Genomic DNA, 15258 nt, shown 5'->3' on the forward strand with positions numbered 1-15258 from the left:
CGACTGCGCCCGGCCTAGCCGCCGGACGATGTCATCTACCCGACGGACGGTTGCGATTGGCCCTGATGTCGGTTCGCGAAGTACCAAGCCAGCCGTGGCTGACACGGCGCGCAAGGGAGGAAAACAATGCTTAGGAAAAAGACCAACGGGGTTGCGAGACGCCCCCAGCGGACAAGTATCCTGTCCCAGGTCGGCGAAAAAACCGTCGATCGCCGCGCATTCCTGCGTGGCTCGGGCCTGACGATCGGCGGCCTTGCCGCGATCAGCGCCACGGGTGGAACCGTGACGCAAGCCAGCGCCCAGACAGCGGCAAACCAAGCCGTTGAGAATATCAAATCCGTCTGCACTCACTGCTCGGTCGGCTGTACAGTCGTTGCCGAGGTGCAAAATGGTGTCTGGGTCGGTCAGGAACCCGGTTGGGACAGCCCGTTCAACCTGGGTGCACACTGCGCCAAGGGGGCTGCGGTCCGCGAACACGCCCATGGCGAACGCCGCCTGAAGTATCCGATGAAAAAGGAAGGCGGAGAGTGGAAGCGCATCAGCTGGGACGAGGCGATCAACGAGATCGGCGACGGCATGATGAACATCCGTCAGGAATCCGGGCCGGACAGTGTGTACTGGCTGGGTTCTGCGAAGCACAATAACGAACAGGCCTATCTGTTCCGCAAGTTCGCCGCCTACTGGGGCACGAACAACGTGGACCATCAGGCCCGTATCTGCCACTCGACCACCGTTGCGGGCGTTGCGAACACATGGGGCTACGGCGCCATGACTAACTCGTATAACGACATGCACAACAGCCGGGCCATCTTTATCATCGGTGGCAACCCGGCCGAGGCGCACCCCGTCTCTTTGCTGCACATCCTGCGTGCGAAAGAACAGAACAACGCACCTCTGATCGTCTGCGACCCGCGCTTTACGCGCACCGCGGCGCACGCGGATGAATATGTCCGTTTCCGTCCCGGCACCGACGTCGCATTGGTCTGGGGTATTCTGTGGCACATCTTCGACAACGGATGGGAGGACAAAGAGTTCATCCGCACCCGTGTATGGGGGATGGACCAGATCAAGGAAGAGGTTGCCAAGTGGACCCCGGATGAGGTCGAGCGCGTCACCGGTACACCCGGCTCGCAGCTGCGCCGCGTCGCCCGGACCATGGTGAACAACCGCCCCGGCACCGTTGTCTGGTGCATGGGTGGCACTCAGCACACCAACGGCAACAACAACACCCGCGCCTACTGTGTGCTCCAGCTTGCGCTTGGCAACATGGGCACCACGGGTGGTGGCACCAACATCTTCCGCGGCCATGACAACGTGCAGGGCGCGACGGACCTTGGTGTTCTGTCCCACACCCTGCCCGGCTACTATGGCCTGTCCAAGGGTGCATGGGGTCACTGGGCCCGTGTATGGGGTGAAGATCCCGAATGGCTGGCGGGTCAGTTCGCCACGATCAAGGACAAGGAAGGCAAGGATAAACCGCTCCAGAACGAGCGCGGCATCCCGGTCTCCCGCTGGATCGACGGTGTTCTGGAAGACCCTGCCAACATGGATCAGGACAACAATGTCCGCGCCATGGTTCTGTGGGGCCACGCGCCCAACTCGCAGACCCGGATGACGGAAATGAAGACGGCGATGGAGAAGCTGGACATGCTGGTCGTGATCGACCCGTATCCCACCGTCTCGGCCGTTCTGCAGGACCGCACTGATGGCGTCTACCTGTTGCCAGCCTGTACCCAGTTCGAAACCCGTGGCTCGGTCACGGCATCGAACCGCTCGCTTCAATGGCGCGACAAGGTGGTGGATCCCCTGTTCGAAAGCTTGCCGGACGAGGTCATCATGGCCAAGTTCGCAAACAAGTTCGGCTGGGCGGACCGCTTATTCCGCAACATCGAGATGGACGACCCGGAAACCCCGAATGTTGAAAGCATCACGCGTGAGTTCAACTCGGGACTCTGGACCATCGGCTATACCGGTCAGTCGCCAGAACGTCTGAAAAGCCACATGGCCAACCAGCACACGTTCGACAGAACCACGCTGCAAGCCATTGGTGGACCCAACGACGGCGAGTATTATGGTCTGCCCTGGCCTTGCTGGGGAACGCCTGAGATGGGTCATACGGGGACACCGAACCTCTATGACATGTCCAAACCGGTGGCCGAAGGTGGCCTGACCTTCCGCGCCCGTTTCGGGGTGGAACGCGATGGTGACAACCTGCTGGCCGAAGGGGTCTATAGCGTCGGATCGGAAATTCAGGATGGTTATCCCGAATTCACGATGCAGATGCTGATGGACCTTGGTTGGGATGGTGACCTGACGGCTGAGGAACGCGCGGCAATCGACGCCGTTGCGGGACCAGAGACCAACTGGAAGACCGACCTCAGCGGCGGTATCCAGCGGGTCGCGATCGCTCATGGCTGTGCGCCCTTCGGGAACGCAAAGGCACGCGCGGTTGTCTGGACCTTCCCGGATCCGATCCCACTGCACCGCGAGCCGCTCTACACGAACCGGCGCGATCTGGTGGAGGACTATCCAACCTACGAGGACCGTCAGGCCTATCGTCTACCCACCCTTTACGCTTCGATCCAAAAGAACGACTTTTCAAAGGATTACCCGATAATCCTCACGTCAGGTCGTTTGGTCGAATATGAAGGTGGCGGCGATGAGACGCGGTCCAACCCGTGGCTTGCCGAGCTTCAGCAGGACATGTTCGTCGAGATCAATCCGCGCGATGCCAACAACCTTGGTATTCGGGACGGATCGCAGGTCTGGGTCGAAGGTCCTGAAGGCGGCAAGGTCAAGGTGATGGCGATGCTGACCAACAGGGTCGGTGCCGGCGTGGCCTTCATGCCATTCCACTTTGGCGGCCATTTCCAGGGCGAGGACCTGAGGGAGAAATATCCCAAAGGTGCCGATCCCTATGTGCTGGGTGAAAGCACCAACACCGCCCAGACTTATGGCTATGATTCAGTGACCCAGATGCAGGAGACCAAAGCGACTCTCTGCAAGATCTGGTCAGCGTAAGGAGGAGAAGAGAAAATGGCAGCAAGAGCAAAATTTCTCTGCGACGCTGAACGCTGTATCGAGTGCAACGCCTGTGTCACCGCGTGTAAGAACGAACACGAGGTGCCATGGGGCATCAACCGCCGCAGGGTGGTAACGATCAATGACGGCAACCCGGGCGAACGCTCAATCTCGGTGGCCTGTATGCATTGTTCGGATGCGCCTTGCATGGCGGTGTGCCCGGTCGACTGCTTCTATCAGAACGAAGAAGGCGTCGTCCTGCACTCCAAGGACCTGTGCATTGGCTGCGGCTATTGCTTCTACGCGTGCCCCTTCGGCGCGCCGCAATACCCGCAGGCGGGCAACTTCGGATCGCGCGGCAAGATGGACAAATGTACCTTCTGCGCCGGTGGTCCCGAGGAAACGCACTCGACCGCAGAGTTCGCCAAATATGGTCGCAACCGGATCGCCGAGGGCAAACTGCCCATCTGTGCCGAGATGTGTTCCACCAAGGCCCTGCTCGCCGGTGACGGCGACGTCGTCTCGGCCATCTACCGCGAGCGTGTCGTTGCGCGCGGGTTTGGCTCGGGCGCGTGGGGTTGGGGCACGGCCTACGACCAGAAAGACGGCTGATCCGTCTGTTTAAGAAACAGGTGACCCGCAAATGTGGGTCACCTGCATTTGGCATTTTGACCGAGGTTCAGATGTTCCGTCTACTCTTCGCCCTTCTGTTCACCCTTGGGCTGACTCAGTTCGCCCTTGCCCAAAGCACCGAGACGGAGGCCCCCGCTGCGGATGAACGCGCCTCGACTGGCGGTGCCACGACGCTCGAAGATATTCTGGCGCGGCAGCGGGGAGAGAAAGTGGACAACGCCTACCGCTCGGAAAACACCGGTCAGGGCAACGTCGAGGGGCTGCTGGGCCAATTCGGAACAAGCGGCGTTGCCTCGGACAGCGACGTGTATCGGGCTATTCGCTTTGGCTCGGCCGATACAACGGTTTCCTCGCAAGGCCCTGCCGCCGGTGTCCTGATTCAGGATGGCGGCATGTGGTGGTGGAACTTCCGAACGGGTCCACTGCGTGATTACGGCAGCTACATCATTGCTGGAATGGCAGCCGTCATTCTGCTGTTCTTCCTGATCCGCGGTAAAATCCGCATTGATGGCGAAAAGACAGGCCGCACGGTTCTACGCTTCAACAGTTTTGAACGGTTCGGGCACTGGCTGTTTGCCGGCTCGTTCCTGATCCTCGGTATCACTGGCCTGCTGACGCTTTATGGCCGCGACTTCCTGATCCCGATCTTCGGCAAGGAAGGCTTCGCGACCATCGCGCAGGGTTGCAAATGGCTGCACAACAACCTCGCATGGGCCTTCATGCTGGGCTTGATCATCGTCACCGTGAACTGGATCGCCCATAACATTCCCAACAAAACCGACCTGAAATGGCTGGCCGCCGGAGGGGGATTGTTCACCAAGGGCAGCCATCCGCCCGCCAAGAAATTCAACGCAGGTCAGAAAATCATCTTCTGGGCCTGTATCCTGCTGGGTATCTCGATCAGCCTATCCGGCCTGTCGCTACTGTTCCCGTTCGAGCTGCCGATGTTCGCCAAAACCTTCTCGATCGCCAACTCCACCGGAATTCCTCAAGCACTTGGCCTAAGCCTGCCCGTCCAGATGTCGCCGCAAGAGGAAATGCAATACGCACAGGTCTGGCACGTCATGGTGGCCTATGTCTTCATCGCCATCATCATCGCCCATATCTACCTCGGCTCGGTCGGCATGGAAGGCGCGTTTGACGCCATGGGCACTGGCGAGGTCGAAGAGCAGTGGGCGCGTGAGCATCACTCGCTCTGGCTGGAAGAGGTGCAGGAAAAAGAGGCAAGAAAAGCAGCGGCCTCTCCCGCTGAATAGATGCGCTGGCTCGCTGTCGCGCTGGCCCTGATCCCCCTGCCCGCATGGTCCGAGTTCTTTACGCTCAAGGGCCATGGCGGGCCGATCATGGGCATCGCAACCGCACCTGACGGGCGGATCGCCACGGCCAGTTTCGACAATTCGGTTGGTCTGTGGTCCGATCAAATGCCCGAATGGTTGGAGGGCCATGAAGCCGCCGTCAACTCTGTTGTGTTCAACGGCACTGCCATCTACTCCGCCGGAGACGATTTCACCCTGCGCCGCTGGCCGGGTGGAGAGGTCGTGGGCCAGCACAAGGGCAAAATCGTGGGCCTTGCAGCCTCAAAAACCCATGTGGCAACAGCCAGTTGGGACGGAACAATTGGGTTGTGGCCGGTGGACGGCTCCGCCCCGCAGATGCTGGGTCCGGCCGGTGGCGGTGTGAACGCGGTGGTGTTTTCAGAGGATGGAACCCGGTTGTTCTCAGCGGGCGTGGACGGCAGCTTGCGCGAATGGGACGTGGCCAGCGGCCAGGAAAACCGGCGCGTGGTCGAACATGGTTTCGGCATCAATGAGCTTGCCCTGAACGAACAAGACGGCTGGATCGCCTATGGCGCTGTGGATGGCGGGACCCGTATCCGCGACCTCAGCACGGATGAAGAGAGAGATTTCACGCTGGACCGACGCCCTATTCTGGCGCTGGCCCTCAGCCCCGATCGCAGCCTATTGGCAGTCGGGGATGGCGAAGGTTACATAATGGTGATCGACACGGTGGACTGGCGTATTGCCCAAGATTTTCGCGCCACGTTGCGGGGGCCGGTCTGGGCGCTGGCGTTCTCGACTGACGGCCAGAACATCCACGCGGGGGGAATTGATGAGGCCATGTATAGTTGGCCCGTCGCTGCACTGCGGGAACAGGAGCAGATGGCTGCGTCTGAACCCAGCTTCTTGAAAGACCCCGACCAGATGAGCAACGGCGAACGGCAATTCGCCCGAAAATGCTCGATCTGTCACAGCTTGACTCCGGACGGGCAACGCCGTGCAGGTCCGACACTTTACGAAGTGTTCGGACGGCAAGCCGGAACCCTGCCCGGTTATTTCTACTCGGAAACGTTGCAAGACTCTGATATCATTTGGAATGACGAGACGATAAATGCCCTTTTCGATGAGGGGCCGGATCACTACATTCCAGGATCAAAGATGCCGATGCAGCGGATCACGCAAGAACAGGACCGGAACGACCTGATCGCATTTCTGCGCCGCGCAACGGTTGATCCGAACTGAACCGGAGGAAAAGATGAAAGCCTTTCTTGCCGCCGCAACTGCAATGGTCGTCATCACTGTTGCCGCCCCTTTTGCCCTGAATCAGATCGGCTTTAGCGCGGAACAGGCGACCTCTGGCCCTGCTGTGCGCCTCGACTGAATGTCCGAATACCTGACGACGAAAGAGCTGGCCTACCTGTTGCGGATCGGCGAGCGGAAAGCTTACGACCTCGCCTCCTCGGGTGAGGTGCCCTGTGTCCGCGCCATGGGTAAGCTGCTGTTTCCCCGGTCCGAGGTGATTGCATGGCTCAACGCCTCGCGTTCGGGCCCGCAGGTGGCGGAACCACCCCTGCCCCCGATCGTGGCGGGCAGCCATGATCCACTGCTGGACTGGGCATTGCGGGAGAGCGGATCTGGCCTCGCGACTTACTACGACGGCTCTTTCGACGGTCTCAGTCGCCTTGGAAGTCGCAGCGCACAGGCAGCAGCGCTGCATATCCATGAGGACAATGGCTTCAACACCCAATCCCTGCGCGATGCTCTGGGCGAGGCCCCCGTGGTCCTGATCGAGATCGCACAGCGACAACGCGGGCTTTTGCTGTCTCCGGAGACATCAGATATTGCAGGTTTTTCCGACCTCAGAGGTCGCCGCGTCGTCCTGCGCCAAAACAGCGCCGCCAGCCAACGTCTGTTCGATGCCGAGCTCACAACCCACGGCCTGACCCGAGACGACCTGACCCCTCTGCCTACCTGCGCCCGCACCGAGGAAGAACTGGCCATAACCCTACACGACAACAAAGCCGAGGCCGGGTTTGGTCTGGGCGCGTTGGCCAGCCTCTACAACCTGCACTTCGTGCCAACCCACTCAGAGCGGCTGGATCTGGCAATCTGGCGGCGGGCCTATTTCGACGAACCGATGCAGAAACTGCTGCGCTTCATACGCTCGGATCAGTTCCAAACCCGCGCGTCAGAGTTTGGAGGGTACGACCTGACCGGCTTGGGCCAGGTCCACCACAACGGCGCCAGTGGTTAACCTTCCCCCTTTTCAAGAATACGTTTACCGCAGAACGATCTACTGCGCATTTGGGAAAAACACCTGCTGCCCTTCCAGCCGGAAATCCGCAATCGCCGCCTGACCGTCCGGCCCTGTCAGCCAATCAATGAACCTCTGCCCCGCATTGGCGCGCGTTTTCGGATGCCGCTCGGGATTCACCAGGATCACACCATATTGGTTGAATAACCGCGGATCGCCCTCGACCAGAATCTCAAGATCCCCTCTGTTTCCAAAGGAAAGCCATGTCGCGCGGTCGGTCAGCGTATAGGCCCCCATGCCGCTGGCTATGTTCAGCGTGGCACCCATACCTGACCCGGTCTCGCGATACCATTCGCCCGACGCTTCGGTCGGATCCAAACCAGCATCCGCCCAATGGCCCATCTCGGCCTTATGCGTTCCGCTGTCATCCCCGCGCGAGGTGAAGACGGCCTCTGCCGCCTCAATGGCAGAAAGCGCGGAGAGGATATCCGCCCCTCCTTTGACGCCAGCCGGGTCTGATTTTGGCCCGACCAGAACAAAGTCATTGTACATCAGATCCAAGCGCTCAACGCCCCAACCATCCGCAACAAACTTCTCTTCCGCAGGCTTGGAATGGACCAACAGCACGTCCCCATCGCCGTTCACCGCATTGCGAATGGCCTGACCGGTGCCAACGGCTACGACACGGACATCAATACCGCTTTCCGCCTCAAAGCCCGGCAACAGATAGTCCAGCAACCCCGAATTCTGCGTCGAGGTCGTGGATTGCACCACGATAAACGGCTCCTCCGCTGTGGCTATGCCAGCCATCATCCCAAGCCCAAGCGCCGCTGCGCGCAAAATTGCCCGTCTCATCACATGCTCCAATGTTTTTGTTATGTAACCAATGCGCCCGAGAGATAGCGACGTGATGCGTCGCTTTCAGGGGCATCCAGAACCTGTTTGGCCGGTCCGTGTTCCACCACACGCCCGCCCTGCATCATGACAATATCCGCAGCCAATCGCCGCGCCTGTCCGATATCATGTGTCACCATGACGATCCGCACCCCACGCGCTGAGGCTCGCAGGATCATGCGCTCAATCATCTGCACAGCGCTTGGGTCCAGTGCGCTGGTCGGCTCATCCAGAAACAGGGTCTCAGGAGTCATCGCCAAAGCCCGCAAGATCGCCAGGCGTTGCGCCTCCCCCCCGGACAAAGACCGCGCAGGCTGGCGGGCTTTGCTCTCAAGGCCACCTTCGGCCAACAGCTCGGCGATCCGAAGTTTGCGCGCGCGACGCGCCAGCCCCTGCCGTTTCAGCACGAAATCCAGATTGGCAGACACTGATCGGCGCAGAAGAACGGGCTGTTGAAACACCATCGCTTGCCGCGCTGTATGAGAGGCATTCAGCGGAGCACCATCCTGCACAACCTGTCCCTGATCTGGTGAGATCAACCCATGCAGACACCGCAAGAGCAGGCTTTTGCCCGCCCCGTTTGGACCCAGCAACAGTGTTGGCCCCGGCCCGTCCAGCGTCAGCTCGGCCACATCCAACAAGGCCTGCCCATTGCGCCGGATGACCAGATCACGGACCTGCAGGGACCGCGTCATATCAAAGGTCAGATCACGCATGACGCAACCCCTCCTGTTCGGCGCGGAGGCTGGCGGCACTGACCATGGCGTTCACAGCCACCGCGATCCCGATCAGGATCGCCCCCAGCGCCAGCGCCAAAGCCAGATTGCCTTTCGAGGTCTCGAGCGCGATTGTCGTCGTCATCACCCGCGTGACGTGATTGATGTTGCCGCCAACGATGATCACGGCGCCCACTTCGGCAATGGCACGTCCGAACCCGGCCAGAAGCGCGGTGATCAAAGCCAAGCGCGCATCCCACAACAACACCGGAACCGAGGCCAAACGCGACACTCCAAGTGAACGGAGTTGTTCTGAATACTCCTCGGCCAGCATCTCGACCACTTGCCGGGTCAGTGCGGCGATGATGGGCGTGACCAAAACCACCTGCGCGATGATCATGGCGGTGGGCGTATAGAGCAGCTCCAATACCCCCAAAGGCCCCGAACGGGACAGCATAAGATAGACCAACAGGCCGACCACCACCGGTGGAAAGCCCATCAAAGCATTCATCAGTACGATCAACGCGCGGCGACCGGGAAAGCGCGCCACGGCAAGCGCCGCACCAACGGGCATCCCGATCAGGGCCGAGATCAGCACCGCGAACACGGATACTTTCAGAGACAGAAAGACAATCGCCCACAGCTCTGCATCTCCATTGAGGATGAGAGAGAGGGCGTGACTGAATTCCTCTGCAAATCCTTGCATTTTATCCTTTTAAGCGAGACCAGATGGATGATTTGCGTTAATTTACAAGGAAATACTACTATAGATTCACCAAAAGTACATACACGAAACCGACAGTCAGAATAGAAAACGCGGCCCCGTTTTGGGACCGCGTCTTTGCGTCAGAAATGCCTGACTGGTTTAGTTCAGCGCTGCGTCGGTCACCTGATGTGTCCATGCACCTTCCGGCTTCGCGGTGATGACCGGATCGGATCCACCTGCCAACAGTGTACTTACCGTACGCTCAAAATCAGCCGGGTCCAGCGCCCCGTTCGATCCTGCGGTCAGTTTAGCAATCTCGCCCATCATGCGTTTCTGATGCTCTTCGGTCTGCGCACCAGTAGCGTCATTGTCGAGAACGATCAGAGCGGCCTCATCCGGGTTCTCTTCGGCATATTTCCAACCTTTCATCGAGGCCCGCACAAAGCGCTGCATTTTCTCAACAAAGGCTTCGTCGCTCAGGTTCTCTTCCAGCACGTAGAGACCATCTTCCAGCGTCGCAACGCCCTGATCTTCGTACTTGAAAGTCACCAGCTCGTCCGGATTCACGCCTGCATCAATGACCTGCCAGTATTCATTGTAGGTCATGGTACTGATGCAGTCGGCCTGACGCTGCAACAGAGGATCTACGTTGAAACCTTGCTTCAGCACTTCAACACCGTTTTCAGCCTTTCCGCCCGTGTCGATGCCCAACTGGCTCATCCAGCTCATGAACGGAAATTCGTTGCCAAAGAACCAAACGCCGAGGGTGCGGTTCTTCAGATCCTCGGGTGAAGAAATACCCGCGTCCTTCCAACAGGTCAGCATCATGCCTGAGCTTTTGAAAGGCTGAGCGATATTGACCAATGGCAAGCCTTTTTCACGCGCAGCCAGTGCGGCCGGCATCCATTCGACGGTTACATCTGCACCGCCGCCCGCGATCACCTGAGTGGGCGCGATATCGGGACCGCCCGGCAGGATGGTGACGTCCAGGTCTTCTTCCTCGTAGAACCCCTTGTCCTTCGCGACGTAGTAGCCTGCAAACTGCGCCTGCGTCACCCATTTGAGCTGCAACGTCACCTCATCGGCGGCCAGTGATGCACTGGCGGCCAGGCTAAAGGCGGCAACCGCCCCGCTGAGTAGCTTTTTCATCTTCATCTTCTCCTTGTTACGAATTGTGCCCCGTTTTCGGGGTCTGGTTGGTCTTGTTATCTGCGTTGTGAGGGGTGCCAAAAGGTTACCATTTTTTCGAGCCCTGCCACCAAAGCATAGAACACTGTTCCGGCGACTGCCGCCACTGCGATTTCGGCCCAGACGAGGTCGATCGACAGGCTGCCCACCCCAGTTGAAATCCGAAAGCCCATGCCGCGTGTGGGGGAGCCGAAATATTCGGCCACAATCGCCCCGATCAGCGCCAGTGTGGTGGCGATCTTGAGGCCATTGAATATGAACGGCATGGCCGCAGGCAGGCGTAGCTTGATCAGCGTTTGCGTATAGCTGGCGGCATAGGTCCGCATCAGGTCGCGCTGCATCGCATCCGCCTCACGCAGACCTTGCACCGTATTCACAAGGATCGGGAAGAACACCATCACGACAACCACGGCCGCCTTGGAGTGCCAGTCGAACCCGAACCAGCTGACCAGAATAGGCGCGATTCCAACGATAGGCAGCGCGGCCACAAAGTTACCGATGGGCAGCAACCCTCGGGTCAAAAAGACGGACCGGTCGATCAGAACGGCCGTCAGAAAGGCAGCAGAGGAACCAATTGCAAATCCGGTGAATGCCCCTTTAAACACGGTCTGTTTAAAGTCCTGCCACAGAATATCAGTCGAGTTCACAAAGGTCTGCGCTACCATCGACGGCGGCGGCAGGATCACGGGCGAGACGCCCAGTCCTTGCACCAGCCCCTCCCACAGGATCAGCAGCGTTACACCAAAAAGTACGGGAACAAAGACGCGCACGCCTTTGGAATCACGGTAAATTGACCGCGCCAGCCATGCGTTCAGCCACCAGGCACCGGCCCAGAAGAGGAGGGAAAAGATCAACCAGCTCATGCGCTCATCCCCATACGTTTCAGAGTCACTCGCTGCAGTATGTCCAGTAAGGTCACCAGAATTCCCGCCAGAATTGCAGCTGCGAACAAGGCCGCCCAAATGGCCAGAGGCGTACCGAATTGATCTCCGATCAAAATGCGCGCGCCGAGGCCTGAAATTGCACCGGTCGGCAGCTCGCCCACAATTGTCCCGACCAGAGCAGCTGCGATGCCCACCTTTAACGATGTAAACAGATAAGGCACCGAGGACGGTAAGCGCAGTTTCAGGAACGCCTGCAAGCCCGTCGCGTTGTAGGTCTGAAGCAAATCCAGCTGCGAAACGGCTGGCGAGCGCAGCCCTTTAACCATTCCGACCAAAACTGGGAAATAGCACAAGTAAGCCGAGATGATCGCCTTGGGCACCCCGCGCCCTTCGATCCCCAACTGAGAACTCAAGACAATGATCATCGGGGCCAGTGCCACAATCGGCACGGTTTGGCTGATGATGGCCCATGGCATCAGGCTCATGTCCACAACACGGGAATAGACGATAGCCACGGCCCCCAGAATGCCAACGGCCGTGCCCAGCACAAATCCCCAGAGCGTGGATTGCAACGTGATCCACCCGTGATAAATCAACGAGCGCTTCGACATCGCCCGGCCCCTCATCACCATTTCGCCGGTGGTTTTCCAAAGCTCCTGCCCGACTTGAACGGGCGTTGGCAGGCGCGGCCGGTCCAGCTCATAACCACCTGCGATATGCGACGGGTTCTGCACCATCAGAACCCAAACCGAGACCTGCTGACGGTCCCTCGACGTCTCGGGCGTCACGGTTTCCCCTGCACGTTCCGCCTGATCGAGCGAGACACGAACATTCATTGGCGCGACCGCCAGATACCACAGGACCGCAATGGCCAGCAGCACAGTAAGTACAGATAAGACCTGCTTCATGCGTGCCACTCCATCCGGCAAACCGGCACGGTGTCCGGGGGCACGGGAGGCTCTTCGCTTGTTACCTCGAACCCTTCGCGTTGATAGAACCGTTGCGCCGCTGTGTTCGGCGTGTGTGTTGTCAGCCAAAGAAACGCGCGGCCCTCTTTGGCCTTGTCGACAAAGCGCTTGCCGATGCCCTGACCGGTCCGTCTACAATAAAGCGCACCAATCTTCTGCTCATTCGGGTCCACGGACATGTAGCAATCGACCGGGTTGCCTGTGACCCAAATCTCACGTTGATCAAACGCCTCTTCAATCAAGGCTGTCAGTTGTTCAACTGGCAGCTCTTCCGGCATCCAATCCGTCTGGCAAGCCCAATCATGGATCACTTGGGCACAGGCCGGCACGTCCTGCAACGTTGCGCGCCTGATCATATCCGAGGCCTTATCAGTCATCATAGGAATGCCCCGCCCGCAGGCCGTCCCGCACCCGGTGTGCAACCTCAATAAACTCCGGCGTATCGCGGATATCCAAGGGCCGCTCCTTGGGCAGAGGGCTGTCGATCACATCCGTAATCCGCCCGGGCCGAGGGCTCATCACCACGATCTTAGTGCTGAGATACACCGCCTCGGGGATCGAGTGCGTCACAAAGCCAATCGTCTTCTCCGTACGCGCCCAGAGCGCCAGAAGCTGCTCGTTGAGGTGATCGCGCACGATCTCGTCCAACGCACCAAACGGCTCATCCATCAGCAGGATATCCGCGTCAAAAGCCAAAGCCCGCGCGATACTGGCCCGCTGCTGCATACCGCCCGACAGCTGCCACGGAAATTTCCCACCAAATCCAGCAAGATCAACGAGTTCGAGAACTTTGTTCACGCGCTCTTCCTGCTCGAATGCGGAATAGCCCATGATCTCAAGCGGCAGCTTGATGTTCTTGGAAATGGTCCGCCACGGATACAGACCCGCCGCCTGAAACACATAGCCATAGGCCCGCTTGCGCCGCGCCTCATCCGGGGTCATGCCGTTGACGGTCAACGTACCGCCCGTCGGGGTCTCCAAAGCCGCGATGCAGCGCAGAAAGGTGGTCTTGCCGCAGCCCGAAGGGCCGATAAAGCTGACAAAGTCGCCTTTGTCGATCGTCAGGTTCACATCTTTCAGCGCGTGAACCGGGCCGTCATTCGTCTGGAAGGTGAGATCCAGCTGCCTTGCCTCGATCACAGGCTGGGTCGTAGAGTCAGTGTTCATTCCATAGCCTTGAAAAATTTGATTGCGGGCCGCCCATAGAGCGGCCCGAATGCGTCAGACACCTGTCGCCGGAATACCCGTCCGCTCCACCGGGCGCGGGGCCGTCAGTTCTTTCCAGGTGCTCAGCGCCTTGTTCACATGGGTGTTGGCCTCGCGCGCCACGAATTTCCCGTGCCCTTCCTGTGTCTGGATCTCGCCATCATGCACAGCAACGGCACCACGGGTCAGCGTGAATCGCGGCAACCCGCGCACTTCTTTACCCTCGAACACGTTGTAGTCGATCGAAGACTGCTGCGTTTCGGCCGAAATCACCTTGGCCTTGTCCGGATCCCACACCACCAGGTCAGCATCTGCGCCAACCAAAACCGCGCCTTTTTTCGGATAGCAATTCAATATCTTGGCGATGTTTGTTGAAGTAACAGCTACGAACTCATTCGGCGTTAAACGCCCTGTATTCACCCCATAGGTCCAGAGCATCGGCATCCGATCCTCCAACCCTCCAGTCCCGTTCGGGATCTTGGTGAAATCACCCACGCCATAGCGTTTCTGCTCGGTCGTAAAGGCGCAATGGTCCGTCGCGACCACGCTCAACGTGCCCGATTGCAGACCGTTCCATAGGCTATCCTGATGCTGCTTGTTTCGGAACGGAGGGCTCATGACCCGCCGCGCTGCATGTTCCCAATCGTGGTGGAAATACTCGCTCTCATCCAAGGTCAGGTGCTGGATCAGAGGCTCTCCCCAAACCCGCTTGCCCTGCATCTTTGCGCGCCGAATGGCCTCATGTGCCTCTTCACAGGAGGTATGCACCACATAAAGAGGCACACCGGCCATGTCCGCAATCATGATCGCGCGGTTGGTCGCTTCGCCTTCGACCTGGGGCGGACGGGAATAGGCGTGTGCCTCAGGGCCGGTATTGCCCTCGGCCAGCAGCTTGGCGCTCAGTTCGGCCACCACATCGCCGTTTTCGGCATGCACCATCGCGGTTCCGCCCAACTCGGCCAGACGTTTGAACGAAGCAAACAACTCATCATCATTAACCATCAACGCGCCTTTATAGGCCATGAAATGCTTGAACGTGTTGATGCCACGCGTCTCGATGACAGTCTTGATGTCATCAAACACCTGCTCACCCCACCAGGTCACCGCCATGTGGAACGAGTAGTCACAATTTGCCCGCGTCGATTTATTGTCCCAACGCTTGAGCGCATCCAGCAGGCTCTCACCCGGATTGGGCAGCGCGAAATCCACAACCATCGTGGTGCCACCAGCCAAGGCCGCGCGCGTGCCGCTTTCGAAATCGTCGCTCGAATACGTCCCCATAAACGGCATCTCAAGATGCGTGTGAGGGTCGATCCCACCGGGCATCACGTAGCACCCAGAGGCGTCCAACTCCTTGTCGCCGCGCAGGTCCGGCCCAATCTCGGTGATCACGCCGCCCTCAACTTTCACATCCGCCTTATAGGTCAGATCAGCGGTTACGATGGTCCCGTTCTTGATAACAGTACTCATTTCAAACTCCCTGTTGCGGTCTGCGCCGCTTGCTTCATCTG

At 59.1% G+C, this 15258-nt stretch carries 15 protein-coding genes; 6 read left to right on the plus strand and 9 right to left on the minus strand.

Annotated elements, in window-relative coordinates; all coding sequences use genetic code 11:
* Nucleotides 1-126 precede the first annotated feature (126 nt).
* The 6 genes from ACP15L_RS04445 (at nucleotide 127) to ACP15L_RS04470 (ending at nucleotide 7185) form a co-directional block, all read left to right on the plus strand.
* The gene (locus tag ACP15L_RS04445) at nucleotides 127-3021 is read left to right on the plus strand and encodes a formate dehydrogenase subunit alpha (protein WP_170376584.1); all 2895 of its coding nucleotides are present in this window, start codon (nucleotides 127-129) and stop codon (nucleotides 3019-3021) included.
* A gap of 15 nt (nucleotides 3022-3036) precedes the next feature.
* Entirely contained in the window at nucleotides 3037-3633 is a 597-nt protein-coding gene (fdh3B, locus tag ACP15L_RS04450; protein ID WP_170376582.1) for a formate dehydrogenase FDH3 subunit beta, read from the plus strand.
* 71 nt (nucleotides 3634-3704) lie between these two features.
* Nucleotides 3705-4910, plus strand: coding sequence for a formate dehydrogenase subunit gamma (locus ACP15L_RS04455; protein WP_425083288.1), 1206 nt, complete (start codon nucleotides 3705-3707; stop codon nucleotides 4908-4910).
* Nucleotides 4911-6173 carry a c-type cytochrome gene (locus ACP15L_RS04460; protein WP_170689980.1) on the plus strand — a complete coding sequence of 421 codons (1263 nt, stop codon included), beginning with the start codon at nucleotides 4911-4913 and terminating at the stop codon, nucleotides 6171-6173.
* Nucleotides 6174-6186: 13 nt separating this feature from the next.
* Nucleotides 6187-6312 carry a hypothetical protein gene (locus ACP15L_RS04465; RefSeq protein ID WP_256439764.1) on the plus strand — a complete coding sequence of 42 codons (126 nt, stop codon included), beginning with the start codon at nucleotides 6187-6189 and terminating at the stop codon, nucleotides 6310-6312.
* Nucleotides 6313-7185 (plus strand): substrate-binding domain-containing protein, encoded by an 873-nt coding sequence (locus ACP15L_RS04470; RefSeq protein WP_425083289.1) that lies wholly within the window; start codon nucleotides 6313-6315, stop codon nucleotides 7183-7185.
* A 39-nt stretch (nucleotides 7186-7224) separates the two neighbouring features.
* On the opposite strand, the gene ACP15L_RS04475 is transcribed toward ACP15L_RS04470, so the two are convergent.
* The 9 genes from ACP15L_RS04475 to hydA form a co-directional block, all read right to left on the minus strand.
* Nucleotides 7225-8040: a substrate-binding domain-containing protein gene (locus tag ACP15L_RS04475; protein WP_170665302.1), complete on the minus strand. Its 816-nt coding sequence runs from the start codon at nucleotides 8038-8040 to the stop codon at nucleotides 7225-7227.
* Between the two features lie 20 nt (nucleotides 8041-8060).
* Nucleotides 8061-8795, minus strand: coding sequence for an ATP-binding cassette domain-containing protein (locus tag ACP15L_RS04480; protein ID WP_425083290.1), 735 nt, complete (start codon nucleotides 8793-8795; stop codon nucleotides 8061-8063).
* Nucleotides 8788-9501, minus strand: coding sequence for an ABC transporter permease (locus ACP15L_RS04485; protein ID WP_170689975.1), 714 nt, complete (start codon nucleotides 9499-9501; stop codon nucleotides 8788-8790). Before ACP15L_RS04485 ends, ACP15L_RS04480 begins: the two co-directional genes overlap by 8 nt.
* A 159-nt stretch (nucleotides 9502-9660) precedes the next feature.
* A complete protein-coding gene (locus ACP15L_RS04490) occupies nucleotides 9661-10650 on the minus strand; it encodes an ABC transporter substrate-binding protein (RefSeq protein ID WP_170376562.1) in 990 nt (329 codons plus the stop codon).
* A gap of 56 nt (nucleotides 10651-10706) precedes the next feature.
* Nucleotides 10707-11552, minus strand: coding sequence for an ABC transporter permease (locus tag ACP15L_RS04495; protein ID WP_425083291.1), 846 nt, complete (start codon nucleotides 11550-11552; stop codon nucleotides 10707-10709).
* A complete protein-coding gene (locus tag ACP15L_RS04500) occupies nucleotides 11549-12481 on the minus strand; it encodes an ABC transporter permease (protein ID WP_170376556.1) in 933 nt (310 codons plus the stop codon). The genes ACP15L_RS04495 and ACP15L_RS04500 overlap by 4 nt, the downstream gene beginning before the upstream one ends.
* A complete protein-coding gene (locus ACP15L_RS04505; protein WP_425083292.1) occupies nucleotides 12478-12921 on the minus strand; it encodes an N-acetyltransferase family protein in 444 nt (147 codons plus the stop codon). The genes ACP15L_RS04500 and ACP15L_RS04505 overlap by 4 nt, the downstream gene beginning before the upstream one ends.
* Entirely contained in the window at nucleotides 12911-13708 is a 798-nt protein-coding gene (locus ACP15L_RS04510) for an ABC transporter ATP-binding protein (RefSeq protein WP_425083293.1), read from the minus strand. The genes ACP15L_RS04505 and ACP15L_RS04510 overlap by 11 nt, the downstream gene beginning before the upstream one ends.
* Nucleotides 13709-13762: 54 nt before the next feature.
* A complete protein-coding gene (hydA, locus tag ACP15L_RS04515; protein ID WP_170665305.1) occupies nucleotides 13763-15217 on the minus strand; it encodes a dihydropyrimidinase in 1455 nt (484 codons plus the stop codon).
* Nucleotides 15218-15258: the final 41 nt, after the last annotated feature.

Source organism: Ruegeria profundi (genome assembly GCF_049800715.1).
Classification (GTDB): domain Bacteria; phylum Pseudomonadota; class Alphaproteobacteria; order Rhodobacterales; family Rhodobacteraceae; genus Ruegeria; species Ruegeria profundi_A.

Excerpts from the sequence above, each read along its gene's own strand:
- ACP15L_RS04445 (WP_170376584.1), top strand. The coding sequence starts at position 127 with ATGCTTAGGAAAAAGACCAACGGGGTTGCGAGACGCCCCCAGCGGACA.
- fdh3B (WP_170376582.1), top strand. The coding sequence starts at position 3,037 with ATGGCAGCAAGAGCAAAATTTCTCTGCGACGCTGAACGCTGTATCGAG.
- ACP15L_RS04455 (WP_425083288.1), top strand. The coding sequence starts at position 3,705 with ATGTTCCGTCTACTCTTCGCCCTTCTGTTCACCCTTGGGCTGACTCAG.
- ACP15L_RS04460 (WP_170689980.1), top strand. The coding sequence starts at position 4,911 with ATGCGCTGGCTCGCTGTCGCGCTGGCCCTGATCCCCCTGCCCGCATGG.
- ACP15L_RS04465 (WP_256439764.1), top strand. The coding sequence starts at position 6,187 with ATGAAAGCCTTTCTTGCCGCCGCAACTGCAATGGTCGTCATCACTGTT.
- ACP15L_RS04470 (WP_425083289.1), top strand. The coding sequence starts at position 6,313 with ATGTCCGAATACCTGACGACGAAAGAGCTGGCCTACCTGTTGCGGATC.
- ACP15L_RS04475 (WP_170665302.1), bottom strand. The coding sequence starts at position 8,040 with ATGAGACGGGCAATTTTGCGCGCAGCGGCGCTTGGGCTTGGGATGATG.
- ACP15L_RS04480 (WP_425083290.1), bottom strand. The coding sequence starts at position 8,795 with ATGCGTGATCTGACCTTTGATATGACGCGGTCCCTGCAGGTCCGTGAT.
- ACP15L_RS04485 (WP_170689975.1), bottom strand. The coding sequence starts at position 9,501 with ATGCAAGGATTTGCAGAGGAATTCAGTCACGCCCTCTCTCTCATCCTC.
- ACP15L_RS04490 (WP_170376562.1), bottom strand. The coding sequence starts at position 10,650 with ATGAAAAAGCTACTCAGCGGGGCGGTTGCCGCCTTTAGCCTGGCCGCC.
- ACP15L_RS04495 (WP_425083291.1), bottom strand. The coding sequence starts at position 11,552 with ATGAGCTGGTTGATCTTTTCCCTCCTCTTCTGGGCCGGTGCCTGGTGG.
- ACP15L_RS04500 (WP_170376556.1), bottom strand. The coding sequence starts at position 12,481 with ATGAAGCAGGTCTTATCTGTACTTACTGTGCTGCTGGCCATTGCGGTC.
- ACP15L_RS04505 (WP_425083292.1), bottom strand. The coding sequence starts at position 12,921 with ATGATGACTGATAAGGCCTCGGATATGATCAGGCGCGCAACGTTGCAG.
- ACP15L_RS04510 (WP_425083293.1), bottom strand. The coding sequence starts at position 13,708 with ATGAACACTGACTCTACGACCCAGCCTGTGATCGAGGCAAGGCAGCTG.
- hydA (WP_170665305.1), bottom strand. The coding sequence starts at position 15,217 with ATGAGTACTGTTATCAAGAACGGGACCATCGTAACCGCTGATCTGACC.